This window comes from Streptomyces sp. NPDC057854, from assembly GCF_042797055.1.
GTDB lineage: Bacteria > Actinomycetota > Actinomycetes > Streptomycetales > Streptomycetaceae > Streptomyces.
Map to the genome: position 1 here is coordinate 805468 of NZ_JBHVMF010000001.1, position 22997 is coordinate 828464.

At 75.6% G+C, this 22997-nt stretch carries 23 protein-coding genes and 1 riboswitch; of the genes, 12 read left to right on the forward strand and 11 right to left on the reverse strand.

The features are described 5' to 3' along the window. Positions 1-156: 156 nt before the first annotated feature. The gene (locus ACFVQZ_RS03835) at positions 157-1275 is read right to left on the reverse strand and encodes a glutamate--cysteine ligase (protein ID WP_383619401.1); all 1119 of its coding nucleotides are present in this window, start codon (positions 1273-1275) and stop codon (positions 157-159) included. Positions 1276-1468: 193 nt separating this feature from the next. On the opposite strand from ACFVQZ_RS03835, the gene ACFVQZ_RS03840 reads away from it, so the two are divergent. After that, entirely contained in the window at positions 1469-2134 is a 666-nt protein-coding gene (locus ACFVQZ_RS03840) for a UdgX family uracil-DNA binding protein (protein ID WP_383619403.1), read from the forward strand. Positions 2135-2159: 25 nt separating this feature from the next. Here the strand turns inward: ACFVQZ_RS03840 and ACFVQZ_RS03845 are convergent, their stop codons facing one another. The 6 genes from ACFVQZ_RS03845 to ACFVQZ_RS03870 all read right to left on the reverse strand — a co-directional run bounded on the left by ACFVQZ_RS03845 (position 2160) and on the right by ACFVQZ_RS03870 (position 7725). Continuing rightward, a complete protein-coding gene (locus tag ACFVQZ_RS03845) occupies positions 2160-3170 on the reverse strand; it encodes a DNA topoisomerase IB (RefSeq protein ID WP_030497877.1) in 1011 nt (336 codons plus the stop codon). Positions 3171-3256: 86 nt separating this feature from the next. Then, a complete protein-coding gene (locus ACFVQZ_RS03850; RefSeq protein WP_051788402.1) occupies positions 3257-3493 on the reverse strand; it encodes a DUF6213 family protein in 237 nt (78 codons plus the stop codon). Positions 3494-3651: 158 nt separating this feature from the next. Further along, a complete protein-coding gene (locus tag ACFVQZ_RS03855; protein WP_383619405.1) occupies positions 3652-4512 on the reverse strand; it encodes a MerR family transcriptional regulator in 861 nt (286 codons plus the stop codon). Positions 4513-4564: 52 nt separating this feature from the next. After that, on the reverse strand, positions 4565-4972 hold the full coding sequence (locus ACFVQZ_RS03860) for a hypothetical protein (RefSeq protein ID WP_383619406.1): 408 nt from the start codon (positions 4970-4972) through the stop codon (positions 4565-4567). Positions 4973-5050: 78 nt separating this feature from the next. Further along, a complete protein-coding gene (locus tag ACFVQZ_RS03865; protein WP_383619408.1) occupies positions 5051-6898 on the reverse strand; it encodes a hypothetical protein in 1848 nt (615 codons plus the stop codon). Next, positions 6883-7725 carry an ABC transporter ATP-binding protein gene (locus ACFVQZ_RS03870; protein ID WP_383619410.1) on the reverse strand — a complete coding sequence of 281 codons (843 nt, stop codon included), beginning with the start codon at positions 7723-7725 and terminating at the stop codon, positions 6883-6885. The genes ACFVQZ_RS03865 and ACFVQZ_RS03870 overlap by 16 nt, the downstream gene beginning before the upstream one ends. Positions 7726-8008: 283 nt before the next feature. Here ACFVQZ_RS03870 and dhaK point away from each other — a divergent pair, with 283 nt between their 5' ends. The 10 genes from dhaK (at position 8009) to ACFVQZ_RS03920 (ending at position 17531) form a co-directional block, all read left to right on the forward strand. Continuing rightward, positions 8009-9001, forward strand: a complete 993-nt coding sequence (dhaK, locus tag ACFVQZ_RS03875) for a dihydroxyacetone kinase subunit DhaK (RefSeq protein WP_383619542.1) — start codon at positions 8009-8011, stop codon at positions 8999-9001. Positions 9002-9008: 7 nt separating this feature from the next. Beyond that, positions 9009-9626, forward strand: coding sequence for a dihydroxyacetone kinase subunit DhaL (dhaL, locus tag ACFVQZ_RS03880; RefSeq protein ID WP_051788406.1), 618 nt, complete (start codon positions 9009-9011; stop codon positions 9624-9626). Continuing rightward, positions 9623-10030, forward strand: coding sequence for a PTS fructose transporter subunit IIA (locus ACFVQZ_RS03885; RefSeq protein WP_030497885.1), 408 nt, complete (start codon positions 9623-9625; stop codon positions 10028-10030). The genes dhaL and ACFVQZ_RS03885 overlap by 4 nt, the downstream gene beginning before the upstream one ends. Before the next feature lie 196 nt (positions 10031-10226). Further along, positions 10227-10449, forward strand: a riboswitch (cobalamin riboswitch). A gap of 28 nt (positions 10450-10477) precedes the next feature. Then, positions 10478-11173, forward strand: coding sequence for an energy-coupling factor ABC transporter permease (locus tag ACFVQZ_RS03890; protein ID WP_030497886.1), 696 nt, complete (start codon positions 10478-10480; stop codon positions 11171-11173). Then, positions 11173-11541, forward strand: a complete 369-nt coding sequence (locus ACFVQZ_RS03895; RefSeq protein WP_383619413.1) for an energy-coupling factor ABC transporter substrate-binding protein — start codon at positions 11173-11175, stop codon at positions 11539-11541. Before ACFVQZ_RS03890 ends, ACFVQZ_RS03895 begins: the two co-directional genes overlap by 1 nt. Before the next feature lie 6 nt (positions 11542-11547). Further along, on the forward strand, positions 11548-12297 hold the full coding sequence (cbiQ, locus tag ACFVQZ_RS03900) for a cobalt ECF transporter T component CbiQ (RefSeq protein WP_030497888.1): 750 nt from the start codon (positions 11548-11550) through the stop codon (positions 12295-12297). After that, positions 12294-13136, forward strand: a complete 843-nt coding sequence (locus tag ACFVQZ_RS03905; protein ID WP_383619415.1) for an energy-coupling factor ABC transporter ATP-binding protein — start codon at positions 12294-12296, stop codon at positions 13134-13136. The genes cbiQ and ACFVQZ_RS03905 overlap by 4 nt, the downstream gene beginning before the upstream one ends. A 242-nt stretch (positions 13137-13378) precedes the next feature. Then, entirely contained in the window at positions 13379-15403 is a 2025-nt protein-coding gene (locus ACFVQZ_RS03910; RefSeq protein WP_383619417.1) for an FAD-dependent oxidoreductase, read from the forward strand. A 46-nt stretch (positions 15404-15449) separates the two neighbouring features. After that, on the forward strand, positions 15450-15989 hold the full coding sequence (locus tag ACFVQZ_RS03915) for a PadR family transcriptional regulator (RefSeq protein ID WP_030497891.1): 540 nt from the start codon (positions 15450-15452) through the stop codon (positions 15987-15989). A 147-nt stretch (positions 15990-16136) separates the two neighbouring features. Then, the gene (locus ACFVQZ_RS03920) at positions 16137-17531 is read left to right on the forward strand and encodes an FAD-dependent oxidoreductase (RefSeq protein WP_383619419.1); all 1395 of its coding nucleotides are present in this window, start codon (positions 16137-16139) and stop codon (positions 17529-17531) included. 30 nt (positions 17532-17561) lie between these two features. Here ACFVQZ_RS03920 and ACFVQZ_RS03925 read toward each other — a convergent pair whose 3' ends face one another. Beyond that, positions 17562-18902: a DUF2252 domain-containing protein gene (locus ACFVQZ_RS03925; RefSeq protein ID WP_030497893.1), complete on the reverse strand. Its 1341-nt coding sequence runs from the start codon at positions 18900-18902 to the stop codon at positions 17562-17564. Positions 18903-19084: 182 nt separating this feature from the next. Between ACFVQZ_RS03925 and ACFVQZ_RS03930 the strand changes: the two genes are divergently transcribed. Next, on the forward strand, positions 19085-19969 hold the full coding sequence (locus ACFVQZ_RS03930; protein WP_383619421.1) for a GntR family transcriptional regulator: 885 nt from the start codon (positions 19085-19087) through the stop codon (positions 19967-19969). Positions 19970-19988: 19 nt separating this feature from the next. Here the strand turns inward: ACFVQZ_RS03930 and ACFVQZ_RS03935 are convergent, their stop codons facing one another. The 3 genes from ACFVQZ_RS03935 to ACFVQZ_RS03945 form a co-directional block, all read right to left on the reverse strand. Continuing rightward, positions 19989-21524 (reverse strand): amino acid permease, encoded by a 1536-nt coding sequence (locus tag ACFVQZ_RS03935; protein WP_030497895.1) that lies wholly within the window; start codon positions 21522-21524, stop codon positions 19989-19991. 84 nt (positions 21525-21608) lie between these two features. Further along, on the reverse strand, positions 21609-22592 hold the full coding sequence (locus ACFVQZ_RS03940) for a hypothetical protein (protein ID WP_383619423.1): 984 nt from the start codon (positions 22590-22592) through the stop codon (positions 21609-21611). Further along, positions 22592-22720: a hypothetical protein gene (locus ACFVQZ_RS03945; RefSeq protein ID WP_321193433.1), complete on the reverse strand. Its 129-nt coding sequence runs from the start codon at positions 22718-22720 to the stop codon at positions 22592-22594. Before ACFVQZ_RS03945 ends, ACFVQZ_RS03940 begins: the two co-directional genes overlap by 1 nt. Positions 22721-22997: the final 277 nt, after the last annotated feature.

The following is a 22997-nucleotide window of genomic DNA, read 5'->3' on the forward strand; positions in this document are numbered from 1 at the left end:
CCCGCGTGGGGTGCCCCCGGGGGGGCCGCGGGCGCCCCCGGGGGGCGGTGACCCCCGCGGCCAGGGGGGGGGGGGCGCCCCGCCCCCGGGGGGGGGGGGCGGCGGGGGGCGGGCCCCCGGGGCCCGCCCGCCGCTCAGCCCCGCATCCTCTGCCGCTCAGCCCCGCATCGTCGCCGCCGCCAGCGCGTCGACCACCGCGCTGAAGCGGCCGTACCGGTGGAGGACGGCCCGCTGGCGCGCGGCGCCGCCGCCGTCCTGGCGGATCCGGGCCCACTGCTCGCACGCCCACTCTGTGTCGCCGGTGGCGTCGAGCCCCGGCCGGGCGAAGGCGATCAGATCGTCCAGGAGCTCCGCCGCCGGGCGCTCGCGCCCGTCCACCGGGTCCAGGCCGAGGCCCGTGATGCCCTGCGCGGCGGCCAGCCGGTGCGCCCGGAGCAGGCTCGGCCCGGGGATCCGGGGCGGCGGCAGCCCGGCGTCGACGCGGGTGAGCAGGGTGGCGGCGAGTCCGCGCACCAGGATCGCGAACAGCACGACCGTGTCAAGGTCGGCGTTGGCGTCGGCGACCCGGATCTCCAGGGTCGGCACGTGTTCGGAGGGGCGGGCGTGCCAGTACACCATGCGGCTGTCGAGCAGGGTGCCCTCCCCGACGAGCCGGGCGACGTGCGCGAGGTACTGGGCCTCGTCGAGGACCGGTGTCGGTCCGACGGTCGGCCAGCGGGCGTGCTCGACGGCCCGCCAGCTCTGGTAGCCGGTGTCGCGGCGCTGCGCGAAGGGCGAGTTGCCGGCGAGCGCCTGGAGCACGGGCAGCCAGGGCCGCATCTGCTGGGCCAACGCGAGGGCCCGGCCGCGGTCGAGCGTGCCGACGTGGACGTGGCAGCCGCAGACGAGACCGTCGTCGCGGGTGACGCCGTCGGCCCGGGTGACCAGGGGCGCGAAGCGCCGGGCCATCAGCCGGTACCGGTCGGAGTCCGTCACGGTCAGCGGCTCCTCGGGCGGCAGGACGGGCGTCCCGCAGGCGACCGTCAGACAGCGGACCTCCCGGGCCGCCGCGCCCACCACGGCGCGCAGCCAGGCGAGTTCGTCGCCGAGGTCCCGGCGGTTCGCGGTGGCGCGGGTGCAGATCTCGACCTGCGCGTTGAAGAACTCCGTCTGGACCTGTTCGCCGAGTTCCCGGCCGGCCCGCCGGATGACCTCCGGCGCCCGGTTCACGGGGGCCCGGGTCACGCGGTCGACCAGGACGAACTCTTCCTCGACACCCATTGTCAGGATCTTCATCTCCGGCTCCTCGCCTCGGCGCGCGACTACCCGCCCCCGGGGCCCGCCATGCCGGGGCACGGGCGCGCGGGGCGGGGGCCGGCGCCGGCCGGGCGTTTCGGGCGGGCCGGGGCGGGCAGACGCGCGCACGTCCGCGGCGCCGCCCGGCGGGCGAGCCGGGCCGGGTCGCCGTGAGGCCGCGAGGAGGTGCGCCATGCCCGGAGGCGAGGAGCGGGAGGCCGCGTACGACGCCACGCCGTATCTGCCGGAGCGCGGCGGGCTCCCCGCGCACGGGCGGGCGGCGGCCGGCTGCCGGGGCTGCCCGCTGTACCGCGACGCGACCGGGACGGTCTTCGGGCGCGGCGGGACGGACGCGCGGGTGATGATGGTCGGCGAGCAGCCCGGCGACCAGGAGGACCGCGAGGGCGTGCCCTTCGTAGGTCCTGCCGGCCGGCTGCTCTTCCGGGCGGTGGCCGAGGCCGGGATCGACGAGGACGCGCTGTACGTCACCAACGCGGTCAAGCACTTCAAGTTCACGCGCGAGGAGACCGGGAAGCGCCGCATCCACAAGGCGCCGAGCCTGCGCGAGGCGCTGGCCTGCCGGCCCTGGCTGGAGGCGGAACTGCGGCTGGTCTCCCCCGAGCTGGTCATCACGCTGGGCGCGACGGCGGGGCGGGCGCTGCTCGGTCCGTCGTTCCGGGTCGGCACCGACCGGGGCGTGCCGAGGCCGCTGCCCGGTGACGGGAACGGCGCCCGGGTCCTCGCCACCGTGCACCCGTCGGCCGTCCTGCGGTCGCCGCGCCGCGAGGAGATGTACGCGGGGCTGGTCGCCGACCTGCGCACGGCGGCGGGCCTCTTCTCCGGCGCCGGCGACCGGTGAACGCCTCCGGCGCGGCGCCTCGCCTTCAGGCGAGGAGCCGGAGCACCGCCCGCTCCACCGGGCCGCGGGTCGCCGGGTGCCCGTAGCCGCCGTCCTCGCCGAGGTGGCGTAGGGCGGCGGCGACGGTGACGCCCTGCTCGAAGCGTTCGATGACGAGCGGGTCGATGTACGAGGCGCGGCAGACGGCCGGGGTGTTGCCGAGGTACTCGCTGACCTCGTGGACGGCCCGGCGGACCGCCTTGGCGCGGGCGGTGCGCGACGCGCCGGCGACCGGTTCGGAGACGGCGAGCGCGACGGCGGCGAGGACGGTGGCGTGCCAGGTGCGGAAGTCCTTGGCGGTGATGTCGCGCCCCGCGTTCTCCCGCAGGTAGGCGTTCAGGTCCTCCGCCCGCACGTCGTGCCAGGCGCCGCCCTCCCAGTACGCGAACAGCCGCGGGCCGCCGTTGCGGCGCGCGAGCAGCGCGCGGACCACCCGGTAGGTGGGCTCGTCGACGAGGGTGCGGTGCTGCCGGCGGCCCGCCTTGCCGGGGTAGCCGAGGCAGATCTCGCCGCGCGCGCAGGTGGCGTGCTCGCGCAGCAGGGTGGTGAGGCCGTACGAGGCGTTGTCCCGCAGGTGCCGTTCGCCGCCGATCCGGAAGAACCCCAGGTCGAGGAGGCGGGCCGCGCAGGCGAGCACCCGGTCCCGGCAGAGTCCGCGCAGGGCGAGGTCGCGGGCGACGGCTCTGCGCAGCCGGGGCAGTCCGCGGGCGGCCTGCCGGACGTGCGCGTGCTTCGCCTGTTCCTGCCGGCGCCGGAACTCCTCGTGGTACAGGTACTGCCGCCGGCCCGCCGCGTCCGTGCCGACGGCCTGGATGTGTCCGTTGGGCCAGGGGCAGATCCAGACGTCCCGCCAGGCGGGCGGGATGACGAGCGCCACCACCCGGGCACGGTCCTCCGGGCCGAGGGGCGCGCCGGAGGCGTCGAGGTAGCGGAAGCCGCGGCCGTGGCGGACCCGCCGCCAGCCCGGCCGGTCCGGATCGCTCGTCCGCAGCCGCATCCTTCCACTATGCCGCGCCCCGGTCGGCGGGGCCGTGCGCGCGGGCCCGTGCGAACGGCCGGCCCGCGTCTGCCCGGGCCCGTTCCTCAACCCTCGTCCTCCTTCACCGGCAGGAGCGCGATGCACTCGGCGTCGATGTTGTCGGCGACCTCGGAGAGCGCTCCGACCAGGGCGGCGACGGTCGCCGGCTCCAGGTCCGAGTCGTCGGCCTCGGCGGACTCGACCCAGAGGGCCGCGAGGTACCGGAGGAGATCGGTCACCTCGGAGGCGGGGAGCAGGAGGTGCCCGTCGGGGAGCCTGAGGAAGGACGTGGTCATGCGCATGAAATCCACCTCCGCGGGTGCGGTGCGGGCAGGTCGGGCGGTGGTGCGGGGGCTCCCTTCGAGGACCGTCGCGCCGGGGCGGGAGGGCGCCGGTTCGCCGCGGCGGCGCCCGTCGACGGCCCGCGCCGGTCGCGTGCGCGTCTCCCTCCTCCCGACCGCTACCCGGCTTCGGCGGCCGTACGCGCGGCCTCGGCGGCGGAGCGCGGGCGGAAGGGGACGGCGACGTCCGCGACGTGGTCGCCGGGCACGGCCGTGGCCCAGTTCGGGTAGTACACCTCCCGGTGGGAGCCGGCCCGTGCGTGTCCGCGCGCGGCGAGCCAGGCGGCGACGGCGTCGTGGGCGGGCACGGTCGGCGGGTGGCCCTCGGGCCGCATGACGAGGGCGGTGTACGCCTCGCGGTGCGCGGGTTCGCCGCGTACCGCGACCTGCCCGTCCGCCGCGACCTCGTTCCGCGTCGGCGCGCAGACCTCGACGGGCCCGTCGGAGTCCTCGCCGACCAGGCCGTGGTAGACGGCGAAGAGCGGTCCGGACAGGCACGCACCCGCCTGCCGCAGCCGGTCGAGCAGCAGGTCGCTCGCCTCCGCGAGGAAGCCGGGCAGCTCGGCGGCGGTCACGTTCCGGCGGACGCACAGCACCGTCCGCTCCGGCACGTCGCGCTCGGCGATCGCGTACGGCGCCGTACTCCGTCCCGTCAGGACCTCGCGGGCGTAGGCCAGCGCACCGAGGCGGGCGGCGTGCGCGGACTCCTGCTCGCGCCGGTACGTGTCGAGCAGCCGGTCCGCGTCCGCGCCGCCCGCGTCGAGCACCTCCGCGATCCGGGCCAGCGGCATCCCGGCGGCCCGCAGCAGCGCGATGCGGCGGGCCCGTTCGACCTGGGCGAGCCCGTACCACCGGACACCGGTCCGCGGATCGGTGCGGGCGGGCGGCAGCAGCCCCCGGTCGCCGTACAGTCGCAGGGCCTTGGGGCTGAGCCGGGTCCTGGCCGCGAGCTCCCCGATGCTGATCACGTCCTTCTGCACGCCGCCACTGTGCCCCCTGCCCCTGGGGCAGGCACAAGCCGCGGCCGTGGGCTCACGGCGCGGCGGAACCCCCGCCGAACGGCGCCTCGCCGTCGCGCAGCGCCCGGAACCGCAGCGCCGACCAGCGGTCGTCGACCGCGACCTGGGCGTTGGGGCGCAGCCCGAACGCGGCGGCGAGGGGCCAGAGCGTGTCCCGGTTGATGTCCGAGCGGTTGCCCTTGGGGTAGGCGATCCAGGCGACCGGCGCCTGCCGGAGCGCGTCGGCGTGCCGTGCCAGCAGCGCCCGGGCCGCCGCCTCGTCCTCGGCGAAGGCCAGGGCCACGTCCGCGTCACCGGGACCGGCCGCCGTGTCCGCGTCCGCCGGCAGCCCGGCGACGAGGGGCAGGTAGGCGGGGTCCGAGATCCACACCCGGGATCCGGGTCTGACGAGCAGCTTCTGCGCGACCGACTTCGTTGCCATGCGCTCATCCTCCCTCAGCACCGGCGCGCCCGCCGGGGGGCGTGGTACGGCCCCACGGGCCGGCCGGTCCCCGGCCGGTCAGCCGACGCGGTTCTTCTCGGCGCGGTAGAGGCGGTGCGCGGCCCAGAAGCCGGTGGCGCCGGTCAGGGCCATGGCGGCGATCACCGGCCACTGCCACGGCTCGGCGACGTGCAGGGCGAGGAACCACACCTTGTCCGGGGTGCCGCTGAGTTTGATGCCCAGCGGCACCAGGCTCTGCGGGAGGAGGCCGACGACGCCGACGGCCAGGGCGGTCCACATCAGCGTCTGGCGTCCGGCGGACATCGTCTCGAACGGCGACGGGCCGCTCTCCTCGGGGGCGGCGGCCGTCGACGCGGGCGCGCCCGAGCGCATCAGGTGCAGCAGTTCCGGCCCCTCGTCCCGCAGTCTGCGTGCCGCGACCGAGCCGAGCAGCACGTGGCTGAGCGTGCCGGTGAGCAGGGCGGCCGGGACGCTCGCCCACAGCAGGGCGGGCCGTTCCAGGGCGTGGCCGGCCCAGGCGACCGCGAGGGCGGGGCACAGGGAGAGGGCGACCAGGAAGAACATGAGGAACGACTGGCCGGTGACGTCGCCGTGGTCCATCGGCGCGTTCTTGCTCCGGTGCGGGTCCGGGCCGGGCACCAGGAACGCGACGGAGGCCCAGATCAGCAGGCCGGAGCCGCCGCCGAGCGCGGCGACGGTGGCGGCGAGCGCCCACGGCAGCAGGCCGGGGTCGCCGTGCAGGAGCACTCCGGCGCCCGTCAGCAGCAGCGTGAGCGGGCCGAAGACGATCAGCCAGGCGAGCTGGCGGGCGCGGACGTCGGCCTTCTCCTTCCCGGGCACCGTCAGGGTCAGCCACAGCGCGGTGCCGTCCTGGCCGTAGAGGTTGGCGCAGGTCGCGGCGGCCATCAGCGCGCCGGCGGCGCCGGTGAACGGGAACGCGGCGGTGAAGCCGAAGACCAGCGGGAACAGGGCGGTGATGACCGCGAAGGCGGGGCCGAGCACGATGCTCTGGGTACGCATCGGATCGCGCCACCAGGTGCGCAGTTCCTTGCGGCAGATCGTCCCCACGTCGCCGCGGAACAGCCTCGGCCGCCGTACGGCCGCCCGGGCGGAGGAGCCGCGGACGACGGGCCGGGCCCGCCGCTGCGGGCCGAGGAGCGCGCTCCACGCGGCGAACAGGGCCGCCACGACGGCGGCCAGGGCGACCAGCGGGCCCACCGTCCCGAGCCGGTCGCCGCGGCCCGCCGCCTCGACGGCGAGCAGGCCCCAGCTGGACGGCAGTGCTCGTACAGCGGTGGACACGGCGGGCGGCAGGCCGTGCTGGAGGAGCAGGGACACGCCGATCATCAGCACCCAGGAGAAGGAGCACAGCGAGACGATCGCGGCGGTGACGGTCGCGGTGACGGCGCCGCCGACGCGGGACCGGGCCAGGGCCCGGAACAGCAGGCTGACCACCCGGGACAGGATCACGGCGAAGAGCAGGAGCAGCAGCACGGCGGGCACCGACACCACGACGGCCCGCCAGTTCAGCCGGGCGGCGAAGGCGGTCGTCGCGCCGAACGCGAGGAGGGTGACCGCCGTGGTGCCGGCGAGCAGCGCTGCGGCCAGCAGCCCCGTGGCCAGGGTGCGGCGCGGGATCGGCTGGCGGTGGAAGTGCTCGCCGTTGAGGACCGGTTCGCCGGCGAACACGGGGCCGGCGACCCAGCCGAGCGTCCACAGCGCGAAGGTGACCGCGAGGACGTCCGTCAGCATCCGCGGCTCGGAGAAGTCGAGGAACGCCAGGACGACGGTGGCGACGGCGAGGCAGAGGCCGGCGGAGAGGCCGAGGCCGCTCAGCGCCCGCTTGGTGTCCGTGGCGCTGTGGCGCAGCACGGCCAGCTTCATCCGGATCAGGACGCCAACCACGACAGCCCCTCCCCGCCGCCGACGGTCTCGCCGACCAGGTCGACGAAGGTCTCCTCCAGCGAACGGCTGCCCCGCACGTCGTCCAACGGCCCCTCGGCGACGACGCGGCCCCGTGCCATCACGCCGACGGTGTCGCAGAGTTGCTCGACGAGCGCCATGACGTGACTGGAGATCAGCACCGAGCCGCCGCCGTCGACGAACCGCCGCAGGATCCGCTTCACGGTGGCGGCGGACACCGGGTCGACCGCCTCGAAGGGCTCGTCCAGCACCAGCGTCCTGGGGGCGTGCAGCAGAGCGGTGGCGAGGCCGATCTTCTTGCGCATGCCGGTGGAGTAGTCGACCACCAGGGTGCATTCGGCGGAACCGTCGAGCTCCAGCACGGCGAGCAGTTCCTCGGCGCGCCGGTCGGCCTCCGTGGCGTCGATGCCGTGCAACTGGCCCAGGTAGACGAGGAGTTCGCGGCCGGTGAGCCGTTCGGGCAAGGCCAGGCCGTCGGGGAGGACGCCGAGCAGGCGGCGCGCCTTCAGCGGTTCGTCCCAGATGTCGACGCCGTGGACCTCGGCCGTGCCGGCGTCGGGGCGGAGGAGGCCGACGGCCATCGAGAGGGTGGTGGTCTTGCCCGCTCCGTTCGGCCCCACGAGCCCGTAGAAGGATCCGGGCCGGACGGTGATCCGCACCCGGTCCGCGGCCGTGTGGTCGCCGAACACCTTGTGCAGGCCGTCGAGGCGGAGAGCGGGCACCTCCGCCGCGGGGGCCGGGGAGGCGGCGGAGGCCGTGGCGTCCGCGTCCGTCGTGGTCCTGTGCTGCTGCCGAGTGACGTCGTCCACCGCGTTCCTTCTCGTGCTCCGGCCGGCGAGCGCGCTCGGGCCGCCGTTCGGTCTCCGGGCGCGTGACCATGGTCGGGGGGCCGGGCCTCCCGCGTCGAGGGGCGCGAGGGAAAGAAGTGACGGCGGTGACCGCCCCTCCGGCAGGGACGGCGCTCGACGGGCCCGCCGGGGCCGATCCCCGTGCCCTCGTACCGGACGCGACGCACCGGTGCGCGGCCCCGCCCTCGCGCCGATAATTGCGCCATCATGCACCCATGCGACGAGCACGCACCGGGAGATGCCTGTGAAGATGCTGATCAACGTGCCCGAGACCGTCGTGGCCGACGGGCTGCGGGGGCTCGCCGCCGCGCATCCCGAACTGACCGTGGACGTGGAGCGGCGGGTGGTGGTGCGCAGGGACGCGCCGGTGGCGGGGAAGGTGGCGCTGGTGTCGGGCGGCGGGTCCGGGCACGAGCCGCTGCACGCCGGGTTCGTGGGGCCGGGGATGCTGGACGCGGCCTGTCCCGGGGAGGTGTTCACCTCGCCGGTGCCGGACCAGATGGTGCGGGCCGCCGCGGCGGTGGACAGCGGCGCGGGGGTGCTGTTCGTGGTGAAGAACTACACCGGGGACGTGCTGAACTTCGAGATGGCCGCCGAACTCGCCGAGGACGAGGGGATCCAGGTGGCCCGGGTCCTCGTCGACGACGACGTGGCGGTGACCGACAGCCTGTACACGGCGGGGCGGCGCGGGACCGGGGCGACGCTCTTCGTGGAGAAGCTGGCCGGGGCGGCGGCCGAGGAGGGCGCGCCGCTGGAGCGGGTGGAGGCGCTGGCCCGGCAGGTGGTCGCGCGGTCACGGTCGTTCGGGGTCGCGCTGAGCGCGTGCAGCACGCCCGCGAAGGGCGGTCCGACGTTCGATCTGCCGCCGGGCGAGCTGGAGTTGGGCGTCGGCATCCATGGCGAGCCGGGGCGGGAGCGGCGCGGGATGATGACGGCGGGGGAGATCGCCGAGGTCGCCGTCGAGGCCGTACTGGACGATCTGCGGCCCTCGGATCCGGTGCTGCTGCTGGTGAACGGGATGGGCGGCACGCCGCTCCTGGAGCTGTACGGCTTCAACGCGGAGGTGCGGCGGGTGCTGGACGCGCGCCGGGTGCCGGTGGCGCGGACGCTGGTCGGGAACTACGTCACCTCCCTGGACATGGCCGGCTGCTCGGTGACGCTGTGCGCGGCGGACGAGGAGCTGCTGCGGCTGTGGGACGCGCCGGTGGCGACCGCCGCGCTGCGCTGGGGCCGGTGAGCGGGCCATGACGGAGACGGCGGAGACGTACGGGGCCGGGGTCGTGGTGCGGTGGATGGGCGCGGTCGCGGCGGCGGTGGAACGGGAGGCCGGGCGGCTGACCGAGCTGGACGCGGCGATCGGCGACGCGGACCACGGGGCCAATCTGAAGCGCGGGTTCGCCGCCGTGGCGGCGGCGCTGGCGAAGGAGCCGCCCGCGACGCCGGGCGCGGTCCTGGTGGCCGCCGGGCGGGAGCTGATCTCCACGGTCGGCGGGGCGTCCGGGCCGCTGTACGGGACGCTGCTGCGGCGGGCGGGCAAGGCGCTCGGCGACGCGGAGGAGGTCACCCGGGCCGGGCTCGCGGACGCGCTGGGCGCCGGGGTCGCGGCGGTCGGGCAGCTCGGCGGGGCCGTACCGGGCGACAAGACGATGCTGGACGCGCTGGTTCCGGCGGTGGCGGCGCTGCCCGGGTCCTTCGCCGCGGCGCGGGCCGCCGCCGAGGAGGGCGCGCGGGCGACCGTCCCGCTGCGGGCGCGCAAGGGCCGGGCCAGCTATCTCGGCGAGCGGTCGGTCGGGCACCAGGACCCGGGGGCGACGTCGGCGGCGCTGCTGTTCGCGGCGCTGGCGGAGGTGACGGCCGGATGAGCGGAGGCAGGGTCGGAATCGTGCTGGTCTCGCACAGCGCGGCCGTCGCCGCGGCGGTGGCGGAGCTCGCGCGGGGCCTGGCCGGCGGCGGCGACCTGGCGCCGGTCGCGGCGGCTGGCGGCACCCCGGACGGGGGGCTCGGCACGAGCGCGGAGCTGATCGCCGCGGCGGCGGAGGGCGTCGACGCGGGGGCCGGGGTGGCCGTCCTGGTCGACCTGGGGAGCGCGGTCCTCACGGTGAAGGCGCTGCTCGCGGAGGGCGACGAACTCCCGGAGGGGACCCGGCTCGTGGACGCGCCGTTCGTGGAGGGCGCGGTGGCCGCCGTGGTGACGGCGAGCGCGGGCGGCGACCTCGACGCGGTGGCGGCGGCGGCCTCGGAGGCGTACGCCTACCGCAAGGTCTGACACCGCAAGGTCTGACACCGCAGGGTCCGACGCGGGTCCGAGGGGTGCCCCGGCCGGGTTCCACGCCGCCGGGGCGCCCCTCGTCGTCCGAGCAGCAGCAACGCACTGGGACGGGGTCCACGCTAGTGCGGGGGTCTGACAACGCGCCCTCTCCCGCCCCGGCCGGCGCCCCGCGGCGGAGCGTGGGTGACCGATGCCGCATTGTGATGAGGCAGGTCAACCCACTACTGTCGCAGGGCCTTGGTGTTCGGGAAACCGGTGCAGTACCGGTGCGGCCCTCGCCACTGTGATCGGGAGGTCCGGCTCCATCCCCCAGGGGAAGCCACTGCTCCGCCGCGGGAGACCGTCGTGGGGTGGGAAGGCGGAGTCGGGCGGCACTACCGTCAGCCAGGAGACCGGCCAGGGCGCGTTGTCCATCCACGAGGTGCTGGAGAGGGTCTCCCGATCATGCATATCGCCGAGGGGTATCTGCCCCCCGTCCACGCCGCCGCCTGGGGCGTCGCGGCGGCTCCGTTCGTCGTCCACGGCGTCCGCGCGCTCACCCGCGAGGTGCGCGCCCACCCCGAGTCCACCCTGCTGCTGGGCGCGTCCGGCGCCTTCACCTTCGTCCTGTCCGCGCTCAAACTGCCGTCGGTGACCGGCAGTTGCTCCCATCCGACGGGTACGGGCCTGGGTGCCATCCTGTTCCGGCCGCCGATCATGGCGGTGCTCGGCACGATCACGCTGCTGTTCCAGGCGCTGCTGCTCGCGCACGGCGGACTGACGACGCTGGGCGCCAACGTCTTCTCGATGGCGATCGTCGGCCCCTGGGCGGGATACGGGACGTACGCGCTGCTGAAGCGGTCCGGGGCGCCGCTGATGGCGGCCGTGTTCTGCGGCGCGTTCGTCGCCGACCTCTCCACGTACTGCGTGACCAGCGTCCAGCTGGCGCTCGCCTTCCCCGACCCGGGCAGCGGGGTGGCGGGTTCGCTCGCCAAGTTCGGCGGCATCTTCGCGCTGACGCAGATCCCGCTCGCCGTGAGCGAGGGGCTGCTGACCGTCCTGGTGATGCGGCTGCTCACCCAGTCCAGCAAGGGCGACCTGCTGCGGCTCGGGGTGCTCGGCCGGCCGGAGGAGAAGCGACGCGAGGGGGCGGCGGCGTGATGAGCCGGAACGCGAAGATCAACACGCTGCTGCTCGCGCTGGTGGCGGCGCTGGCGGTGCTGCCGCTGGCGCTCGGCCTCGGCGACCACAAGGAGGAGCCGTTCGCCGGCGCCGACGCGGAGGCGGAGACGGCGATCACCAAGATCGAGCCGGACTACGAGCCGTGGTTCAGCCCGCTGTACGAGCCGCCGTCCGGTGAGATCGAGTCGGCGCTGTTCGCGCTCCAGGCGGCGCTGGGCGCCGGTGTCCTCGCGTACTACTTCGGGCTGCGGCGCGGTCGGCGGCAGGGCGAGGAGCGGGCGGCGGCCCGGGGCGAGGGCGGCGCGCCGGGCGCGGACGCCGGCGCGGACGCGGACCGGGGCGCGTAGCCGCGGATGCTGCCGATCGACGCGGCGGCGCACAGCAGTCGCTGGCGCCGCCGCCATCCTGTGGAGAAGGCCGTCCTCGGTTTCGGTCTGACGCTGTGCGCGGTGTGCCTGCCGCCGTGGCCGGGCGCGGTCCTGGTCGCCGCGGCGGCGCTCGCGGTGCTGCTCGGTCCGGCCGGGGTGCCGGGCCGGCAGCTGTGGCGGGCCTTCCGGATCCCGCTGGGCTTCTGCGTCACGGGCGCGGTGCCGCTGCTGTTCGCGGTGGGCGGTGCCGGAGGGTTCGTGGCCTGGGCGCCGGACGGGCCGGTCCGCGCCGGTGAACTGCTGCTGCGGACGGCCTCGGCCTCGCTGGGGGTGCTGCTGTTCGCCTTCACCACGCCGGTGTCGGACGTGCTGCCGCGGCTGGTGCGGGCCGGGGTGCCGGCGCCGGTGGTGGACGTGGCCCTGGTGATGTACCGGATCGTGTTCCTGCTGCTGGACGCGCAGGCGAAGGTGCGGCAGGCGCAGGCGGCGCGGCTCGGGGCGACGACCCGGGGCGCGGTGTGGCGGTCGCTGGCCGGGCTCGGCGCGACGTCGTTCGTCCGCGCCTTCGACCGGGCGCAGCGGCTCCAGACCGGTCTGGCCGGGCGGGGGTACGACGGGACGCTGCGGGTCCTGCTGCCCGAGGCGCCCGTCTCCCGTCCGTTCCTCGCGGCGACGGGCGGTCTCCTCGCGGGGCTCGTCGCCCTCACCCTCGTCCTGGAAAGGTTCCTGCCGTGACGTCTCCCACCCCGGTCGTGGAGCTGGTGCGCGCGGGTTTCGCGTACGAGGACGGGCCGCCCGTCCTCACGGACGTCGGGTTCGCCGTGCCGGCGGGCCGGGCGGTCGCGCTGCTCGGGCGGAACGGCGGCGGGAAGACGACGCTGCTGCGGCTGCTGAGCGGCGGGCTGCGGTGCGGGAGCGGGACGCTGCTGCTGGACGGCGCGGAGGTGGTGTACGACCGGAAGGGGCTGACACGGCTGCGGACCTCGGTGCAGCTGGTGACGCAGGACCCGGACGACCAGCTGTTCGCCGCGTCGGTGGCGCAGGACGTGTCGTTCGGGCCGATGAACCTGGGGCTGCCGGAGGAGGAGGTGCGGCTGCGGGTCGCGGAGGCGCTGGAGGCGCTGGACATCACGGCGCTCGCGGACCGGCCGACGCACCTGCTGTCCTTCGGCCAGCGGAAGCGGGCGGCGATCGCGGGCGCGGTGGCGATGCGGCCCCGGGTGCTGATCATGGACGAGCCGACGGCGGGACTGGACCCGCACGGGCAGGAGCGGCTGCTGGAGACCCTGGAGCGGCTGCGGGCGGCGGGCACGACGGTGGTCATGGCCACGCACGACGTGGACCTGGCGCTGCGCTGGGCCGACGACGCCGCGGTGCTCTCCCCCGCCGGGCTGCGCACCGGCCCGGCGCCGGAGCTGCTCGCGGACGACGCGCTGCTGGAGGCGGCCCGGCTGCGGCGCCCCTGGGCGGTCCCGGTCGGCCGGCTGCTGCGGGCGCGGGGTCTGCTGCCGGAGGGCGTACCGGCGCCGCTGACGGCGGAGGAGCTGGATCTGCTGCTGGACCGGGTGGGCTGAGCGGGGCGGCGGCCTTCAGTCGTCGGCGCCAGGAGCCGAGCCGCCGGCTTCCGGCCGACGGCCTCGCGAAGGCGCCGTCCTCGTGCGTGAGCGTCGTGCCCGTGAGGCCCGGGAGGACAAGGCGGGGAGCCGCCTCTACCGAGTAGTAACCATCACACCCCGAACCTTCTGCAACTAGTTGCATAAGCAGGGGCGCGCCCCGTACAACAGGATTCGACGATCCCTGCGCGAGGAGGCGCCCCGTGACCGCCACGACCCCGTACCCGCATCTGCTCAGCCCGCTCGACCTCGGCTTCACCACCCTGCCCAACCGGGTGATCATGGGGTCGATGCACGTCGGCCTGGAGGAGACCGAGCACGGCTTCGAGCGGATGGCCGCCTTCTACGCGGAGCGCGCCCGCGGCGGCGCCGGCCTCATCGTCACCGGCGGCATCGCCCCCAACGAGGCCGGCCGGCCGTGGGACGGCGGCGCCAAGCTCACCACCGCCGAGGAGGTCGCCGAGCACCGGCTGATCACCGGCGCCGTGCACGCTCAGGGCGGCCGGATCGCGATGCAGATCCTGCACTTCGGGCGGTACGCCTACCACCCCGGCCTCGTCGCCCCCAGCGCGATCCAGGCCCCCATCAGCCCCTTCGTGCCGAACGAGCTGACCGACGCCGAGGTCGAGCAGACCGTCGAGGACTACGCCCGGTGCGCCGAGCTCGCCCGCGAGGCCGGCTACGACGGCGTCGAGGTGATGGGCTCCGAGGGCTACCTCATCAACGAGTTCATCGCCGCCGCCACCAACCAGCGGACCGACCGCTGGGGCGGCTCCTACGAGAACCGGGTCCGCTTCCCGATCGAGATCGTGCGCCGGATCCGCGAGCGCGTCGGCACCGACTTCATCATCGTCTACCGCCTGTCCATGCTCGACCTCGTCCCCGGCGGCTCCACCCTGGAGGAGGTCGTCCGGCTCGCCCGGGAGATCGAGGCGGCCGGCGCCACCATCATCAACACCGGCATCGGCTGGCACGAGGCCCGCATCCCCACCATCGCCACCTCCGTGCCGCGCGGCGCCTACACCTGGGTGACGAAGAAGCTCATGGGCGAGGTGAGCGTCCCGCTCGTCACCTCCAACCGCATCAACACCCCCGAGGTCGCCGAGGCGATCCTCGCCGACGGGCGCGCCGACCTCGTCTCCCTCGCCCGGCCGTTCCTCGCCGACCCCGCCTTCGTGAACAAGGCCGCCGCCGGCCGCGCCGAGACCATCAACACCTGCATCGGCTGCAACCAGGCGTGCCTCGACCACACCTTCAACCTCAAGATCACCTCCTGCCTCGTCAACCCGCGCGCCTGCCACGAGACCGAGCTGGTCCTCTCCCCCACCCGGCTCGCCAAGCGCGTCGCGGTCGTCGGCGCCGGCCCCGCCGGCCTGTCCTGCGCCGTCTCCGCGGCCGAACGCGGCCACCACGTCACCCTCTTCGACGCCGCCGACGAGATCGGCGGGCAGCTGAACGTCGCCAAGCGGGTCCCCGGCAAGGAGGAGTTCGACGAGACCCTGCGCTACTTCCGCGTCCAGCTCGCCGAGCACGGCGTCGACGTCCGCCTCGGCACCCACGTCACCGCCGCCGGCCTCGACGGCTACGACGAGATCGTCGTCGCCACCGGCGTCACCCCCCGCAGCCCCGGCATCGAGGGCCAGGACCACCCCAGCGTGGTCAGCTACCTGGACGTGCTCCGCGACGGCGCCCCGGTCGGCGAGCGGGTCGCCGTCATCGGCGCCGGCGGCATCGGCTTCGACGTCGCCGAGTTCCTGACCGACGGCGGCGAGGGCGCGAGCCAGGACCCCGAGACGTACTTCCGCCAGTGGGGCGTCGACACCTCGTACGAGAACCGCGGCGGCCTGCGGAAGCCTGAGCGGAACGCCCCGCCGCGCCGGGTCCACCTGCTCCAGCGCAAGACCACCAAGGTCGGCGCCGGGCTCGGCAAGACCACCGGCTGGATCCACCGCACCGAACTCAAGCACCGCGGCGTCACCATGGTCGCCGGCGTCACCTACGACCGCATCGACGACGAGGGCCTGCACCTCACCGTCGACGGCGAGCGGCAGCTGCTGCCGGTCGACACGATCGTCCTCTGCTCCGGCCAGGAACCCCAGCGGAGCCTGTACGACGAGCTGGTCGCCGCCGGCCGCACCGCGCACCTCATCGGCGGGGCGGACGTCGCCGCCGAACTGGACGCCAAGCGGGCCATCGACCAGGGCACCCGGCTCGCCGCCACCCTGTGACGCCCGCACCGTGAGCACCGCGGCCGGCCGATCCTAGGATGCGTGCATGTCCCTCCCGCACGCGATCCTCACCGCGCTGCTCGAAAAGCCGTCCTCCGGCCTCGAACTGACGCGCCGCTTCGACAAGTCGATCGGCTACTTCTGGTCGGCGACCCACCAGCAGATCTACCGTGAGCTGGGGCGGCTGGAGGAGGCGGGGCAGATCCGCGCCCTGCCCTCCCCGGTGCCGGTGCGCGGGCAGCGCAAGGAGTACGAGGTGCTGCCCGCCGGCCGGGAGTCGCTGCGCGCCTGGGTCGGCGCCGCCGAGGACCCCAAGCCGCTGCGGTCCGCGCTGCTGCTGCGGATGCGGGCCGCCGCGGTGGTCGGCTCGGCCGGGCTGCGCGCCGAGCTGGAGCGCCACCTCGCGCTGCACCGTGCCCAGCTCGACGCGTACCACCGCATCGAGGAGCGGGACTTCCCGCCCGAGCGGCGCGCCGCCGAACCCGACCGGCTGCGCCACCTGGTGCTGCGCGGCGGCATCGACCTGGAGCGCTTCTGGGTGGAGTGGCTGACCGCCGCCCTCGCCGAACTCGGCCCCGGGGACTGACCGGAAACGGACCCCCGGCCGGGTCCCACGCGTCTCCCGCGCCCCCGCTCCGCGCCCTTCCGCCCCCGCCGCGCGCCCGGCCGCGCCCCCGTCGCCGTGGATACTGGACGGTACAGCTTTCACGGTCCACGACAGGAAAGGGCGGGTATGGCCGACGACTTGGGGGGCCGCCGGACGCGTCACGCGGTGGTCATCGGGGGAAGTCTCGCCGGACTCCTGGCGGCACGGGTCCTCGCCGAGCACGCGGAACGGGTCACGGTGGTCGAGCGCGACCGCCTGCCGGAGGGGCCGGACGCCCGGCCCGGCGTGCCGCAGGGCCGGCACCTGCACGTCCTCATCGAGGGCGGCCGGCAGGCGCTCGACGAGCTGCTGCCCGGATTCACCGACGAGTTGCGGGGGCTCGGCGCGCCGAAGGTGGCCATGCCGACGGACATGGTGCAGTGGCAGTCCGGCCAGTGGTTCACCCGGCTGCCCGCCTCCGCGCACTTCTACAGCGGCCCGCGGCCCCAGCTGGAGTGGCTGGTGCGGCAGCGGGTGCTCGCCGATCCGCGCGTCGAACTGATCGAGGGCACCGAGACGGTGGGCCTGACCGGCACCGCCCGCCGGGTCACCGGGGTCCGGCTGCGCGAGCGCGGCGCGGGCGCCGGGCGGGAGCCCCGTACCCTCGACGCCGATCTGGTGGTCGACGCCTCCGGGCGGTCCACGAAGGCGGCGGACTGGCTGGCGGCGATCGGCGCGGAGGCGCCGCACGAGGAGACCCTGGACACCGGCCTCGCCTACAGCTCGCGGGTGTACCGGCCGACGGACGCGGTGCCGGACACCGACGCGCTCGGCTACTACGTCGTACCCGGGCCCCGGCAGCCGTACGGCGCGGTGATCGTCCCGCTCGGGGACGACGGGCGGCACATCGTCACCCTGTCGGGGCTGCGCGGCGACGAACCGCCCACCGACGAGGGGGCGTTCGAGGAGTACGCCAAGCGGATGCCGCACCCGGTGATCAGCGAGTGGCTGGCCGCAGCGGAGCCGGCCGGACCCGTGCACGGCTTCCGGCAGACCGCGAACATCCGCCGCCGGTACGACCGTCCGGGCCGCCGCCCGGCCGGCTTCCTCGCCACCGGCGACGCGCTGTGCGCCTTCAACCCCATCTACGGGCAGGGCATGGCGGTGGCGGCGCTCACGGCGGTCGCGCTGCGCCGGGCGCTGGCCGACCCCCGGCGGACGCCGACCACGCTGCGGGTGCAGCGGGCGCTGCTCGACGCCTCCCGGCAGGCGTGGGACATCTCGGCGGGCGCCGACAAGAAGATGCCGGGCGCGACGGGCGACGCGGCCCGGTCGAAGCCGGCGGACCGGGTGGCCGGCTGGTATCTGGCCCGGGTGCAGGAGCGGGCGGCCGGCGACGCCGTGGTGGGCGTGCCGTTCCGGGCGGTGCTGACGCTCACGGCGCCGTTCTCCCGCCTGTTCGCGCCGGACGTGCTGCGGGCGGCGCTGTTCGGGCCGGTCCCGGAGACCCCGGCGGAGCCGCCCCTGCGTCTCGGCGGGTGAGGCGGGCGGCGGCTCCGGGCCGGGGCGGGATCAGAGGCCCGGGGCCGCCGTGACGACGCCCGCGGCGATGGCAGCGCCGAGGCTCGCGTAGTCGTCGGCGTTCTGTCCGGCGTAGGCGAGGGCGAAGTCGGCGACGGCGCGGTCGAAGACGTCGGAGGAGCCGAGGTAGGCGGCGATGGCGATGCGGTCGCCGGAGCGGGCGTGGGCGCGGGCCAGGGCCCGGCCGCAGAGCCGGGCGTAGTCGCGCAGCAGCGACGGCGTCATCGTCTCGACCTCGGCCGAGCCCTTCATGTCCCGCAACTGGCGCCAGTAGAAGTGGCGCTGCTCGGGCCCGGTCATCCAGCCGAGGAAGATGTCGCTGGCGGCCTGGGTGAGGCGCTGGCCGCAGACGACCCGCCGGCCCTGGTGGGGGTGGACGGTGGGCGGCAGGTACGCCTCCAGGACGGAGCGGCCGGCCTCCTTGACCTGGAGGATCAGCGGGTCGCCGTCGTCGCGGCCTTCGAGGAGGACGACGAAGCAGCGGGTGCCGACGCTGCCGACGCCGACGACCTTGCGGGCGGCGTCGCGGAAGGTGTAGCGGTCGAGGAGGATCCGGCGTTCCTCGGGGAGCGAGCCGCGGTAGTCGCCGAAGACCGCGCCGAGGGTGATCCGGTCGAGGTCGGTGACGCGTTCCAGGAGCGGCGGGTCGTCGGCGAGGCGCCGTCCGCCTGCGTCGTCCCGGACGGTGAGCTTGTCGAGCGCCTGGAGGCTGGTGCGGCGGCGGGCCTTGGCGAGGCCGCGGGCGACCCGGTCGCGTGCGCGGGGGCGGGCGAGGGCGGCGATGTCGTCGGCGTCGATGCGCTCGTACCAGACGGCGAGTTCGCCGAGCCCGGCGAGGCGGCGCATGGTGGCGCGGTACGACTCGGCGGCGGTGAGCGCGGCGCGGTGGGCCTTGGCGCGGGGGCAGCCGTTCTGGAGGGCGGCGACGGTGACGCTGGCGGCGAGCCGCTTGACGTCCCATTCGAAGGGGCCGGGCAGGGTCTCGTCGAAGTCGTTGACGTCGAAGAGGAGCGTCCGTTCGGGTGACGCGTAGACGCCGAAGTTGAGGAGGTGGGCGTCGCCGCAGAGCTGCACGGTGAGGCCGGTGTTGCGGGTGGCGGCGAGGTCGGCGGCCATGACGGCGGCGGCGCCGCGCAGGAAGGCGAAGGGGGAGGCGGCCATCCGTCCGTACCGGACGGGGGCGAGGTCGGGGAGGCGGTCGGCGGCCTGCTTCTCCAGGACGGTGAGCGGGTCGGGGCGCTGGGAGCTCGGTATCCATCGTCCGTGGGAGGAGCGCGGGACCCTTTTGCGGGCCGCACGGCCGTGGCGGGCGCGTTCCGAGGGCGTCGTCATCCGGCCTCACCCCTGTTCCACCGCCGGCATCGGCCGGTCCTGTCGCCTGGTCCCCATTACAGGGCGCGACGCGGGTTTCGGCCACTCTGCACGGCCGCACTGGCGGAATGGTTTAGACCAATGATAGGAAGTGATCACCCATACGGCCCACGCTGTCACGCTGAGCGAAGAAGGGGTGGATCATGGCCGTACCCGATGCCGTACCCGACGCTGTATCCGACGCTGAATGCCACCGCGCCGTACCCGACGCCGTACCCCACCGCGCCGTACCCGGCGCCGCGTCCCACCGCGCCGGCGCCGGCGCCGGCGCCGAACCCCCGGACGGGGAGGTCCCGCGCTATCTGCGGGTCGCCGCCGCCCTGCGGGACGACCTCGTCCGCCGCACCCTGGCCCCCGGCGGCCGGCTGCCGTCGGAGCGGTCCCTGGCGCAGCGGTACCACGTGAACCGGCAGACCGTCCGGAGCGCGCTCCAACTGCTGCGCGAGGAACGGCTGGTGGTCACCGACCGGCGCGGCACGTTCGCCGCGGACGGCCCGGCCGACGACGGACTCCCGCCGTCCGGGCCGCCGTCGGCGCCCGCCGCGGCCCGGCCGGTCTTCCCGGGCGGTTCGCGCGCGGCGGACGCCCTGGTGCGGGCCTCGCTCGGCTGGGAGCCGCCGCCCGCTGCGCTGGCCCCGCGGCTGCACCTCGCGCCGGGCGAACCGACGCTGGTCCACCGGCACCGGGTGCTCGCCCCGCAGGGCCGGGAGCTCCAGCGCGCGGTGTCCTGGTTCTCCCGGCCGGCGCTCGACGAGATCCCGCAGCTGGCCCGCTACCGGCGGACCCGGTCCTGGGGCGGCCGGCCCGACCTGCGGCTCCTGTACCACTGGATGCACCAGGCGGGCCTGCGGGCCACCCACCGGGAGTCGGTCCGGGTCCCGGCCGGAGCCGCGGGGGCGGCGGCCGGCGGAGCGGCCCGGCTGAGCGTCCACCGGGTGGTGAGCGACCAGCACGGGCACGTCCTGGAGGTCACGGACATCGACTTCTCCGCCCAGGAGGCGGCCTGGACGTACGAGTACAGCCTCTGAACGGCCGGACCCGCGGGGCTCAGACGAGCCCGTCGGCGATCTCCGCCTCCTCGCGGGCACTGCCGCCGTACGCGGTCGGCGTGCCGTACGAGCGCCGGGCGGCGTACCACCACACGGTCGCCAGCAGCAGCACGGCGGCCAGGGCGATCACCGCGTAGTTCATGGTGTCGACGGTCACCGGACTCTTCTGGGGCAGGCAGAAGAGGACGGTCACCACCGCGACCCAGGCGACCGCGGTCCAGCCGATCGGCCTGCTCCAGCGGCCGAGGCTCCACGGGCCGGGCGTGAACGCGCGCCCGGCCCTCAGCCGCAGGAAGATCGGGATCGCGTAGGCGGGGGTGATGCCGATGACGTTGATCGCGGTGACCGCGCCGTAGGCGGTCGCCGAGTACAGCGACGGCAGGGCGAGCACGGCCGCGGCGCCGACGGAGAGCCAGACGGCCGGCACCGGGGTGCGGGTGCGGCGGCTGACCTTCCGCCAGGTCGCGGACGCCGGAAGGGCATTGTCGCGGCTGAAGGCGAAGACCATGCGGCTGGCGGCGGCCACCTCGGCGTTGCCGCAGAAGAGCTGGGCGACGATGACGACGAGCAGCAGGGCGGTCGCGCCGCCGGTGCCGAGCGCGTCGAGCAGGATCTGCGCGGGCGGCACCCCGGTCGCGCTGCCGACGGTCCCGGCGTAGTCCTGGATGGCGAAGGTGAGTCCGGCGAGGAGCGCGAAGCCGGCGATCCAGGAGACCCAGATGGCGCGGACGATGCCCTTGGCCGCCGCCACCGAGGCATTGGCGGTCTCCTCGGAGAGGTGGGCGGAGGCGTCGTAGCCGGAGAACGTGTACTGGGCGAGGAGCAGGCCGATCGCGGCGACGTAGAACGGGTTGGCCCAGCCGGTGTCGTTGACGAACTCGGTGAAGACGAAGGAGGCCGGCTGGTGCCGGTCGGGGACGATCGCGAGCGCGCCGACGATGACGGCGACGCCGGCCAGGTGCCACCAGACGCTGATCGAGTTGAGCACGCTGACGAGGCGGACGCCGAAGAGGTTGAGGGCGGCGTGCAGCAGCAGGATCGCCAGGAAGATCAGGAAGGTGGAGCCGGGGGTGGGCTCGAAGCCCCACTGGAGGTTGAGGAAGGCGCCGGTGAAGAGGGCCGCGCCGTAGTCGATGCCGGCGATCGCGCCGAGCAGACCGAGCAGATTGAGCCAGCCGGTGTACCAGCCCCAGCGCCGGCCGCCGAGCCGGTCGGCCATGTAGTAGAGCGCCCCGGAGGTGGGGTAGGCGCTGGTCACCTCGGCGAGCGCGAGACCGACGCAGAGGACGAAGAGGCCGACGCCGGCCCAGCCCCACAGCATGACGGCGGGGCCTCCGGTGCCGAGCCCGAAGCCGTACAGGGTCATGCAGCCGGAGAGGACGGAGATGACCGAGAAGCTGATGGCGAAGTTGCCGAAGCCTCCCATCCGGCGGGCGAGCACCGGCTGGTAGCCCAGCTCGCGCAGCCGGGCCTCCTCGTCCGGTAAGCCGGCGGGCGGGGTGGTCGGCGCGTCCGCGGGGGTGGTGCGGGACATCGGGGCACCTTTCGGAGGGGGACGGGACGGAGGGACGAGCGGTACGGGCGGGGGCCCGGCCCCCGGCGGCGGGAGCGGGCGGGTTCAGCCGGCGAGGCAGCGGGCGCGGGCGCGCAGGAAGACCTCCTCGGCGAGGGCGCGGTCGTCCGGGCGCGGGGTGCGGTACGCCCAGGGCGCGGGGGTGTAGTACGCGCCGAGGGCCTCGAAGACCCGCGCGGCGTCGGTGAAGCGCAGCGCGCCGAAGAGGGCGTGCGCCAGGTGGTTGAGGTCCAGCTGGGACGCCTCCGGGGGCGCGCAGAACAGGAACCAGGCGTCCATCGCCCGCTGCGCCTCGCGGACCGCGTCCTCGGCGACCCAGTGCAGGTCCAGCGCGTGCTCGTACCCACGGTCGCGGCGGTAGCGCTCGACCCGCACATAGAGCGGCAGGGCGTGCAGGGCGGAGCCGCGCGGCGCGGAAGAGGTCGCCCACTGCGCGTAGTTGACGGCCTCGGTGAGCGGCCCCTCGCGGCGGGCACAGAGGTACTGGAGCATCCGGTGGTACGCCTCGCGGTTGTACGGGTCGCGCTTCTGGACCTCGGCGAGCAGCCCCCAGGGGCCGGGCGGCAGCATCGGCGCGGGCGGCGGGACGCGGTGGGGTCCGGCGCCGGGGGCGGCGGCGTCGAGCGCGGCGAGGGCGAGGAAGCCGATCCAGGGCACCGGGTCGGCGGGGGCGCGTTCGGCGGCCTCGCGGCAGGCGGTCCACGCCTCCTGCCGGAGCGGGCGGGAGCGGGCGTGCCCGGAGCGGTGGGCGCGGACGGCCCGTTCGACGGCGACCCGGCCGTGCATGACGGCGGCGGCGGGGCTGTCGGGCTCCTCGGTGCGCCAGGCGTGGACGACGTCGGTGCCGGCGGCGACGGTGGCGAGGATCTGGGTGCGGCGGGTCCAGCTGTCCCAGCCGGTGCCGGCGGCGTCCGCGAGCAGGCGGGCCATCTCGCCCCAGCGGCCGGTGCGCAGGTCCTGGAGGGCGTGCCGCAGGGCGTGGTCGTGACCCGCCGGGTGGAAGACGGGCCGGAAGGCGGGACCGGGCATCAGCGGGCGGTGCGGCGGGCCCGCGCCGGCCGGGCGGCGCCGGGCGGCGGGGACCCGGCGGGCCGGACGGGGCGGCCGGGCGGGGTGGTGCGGCCGGACGGGGCGGGCCGGGCGGTCGGCGTGATCATCGGTCCTCGGTCGGGCGCGGGGTGGGGCGCGGCGGTGTGGGGCGGGTGGTGCGGGTGTGGCCCGCCCCTCGGCGAGCGCGCTCACTATAGGCGCGACCGAAGGTGATCGTCCGTATCGCTGCGGTGATCGCAACTATCCGGCCAGAGTCGTTATTTGAGCTACTCTCAGGTACTGGTGCCCTACCTGACAGGTTCACGGGGACGCACTTGACGGGCGGGCGGCGGGCCGCGAGCCTGACCCCTTTCCGTGACCCGGTGATCACCGGGCGGTGGACTC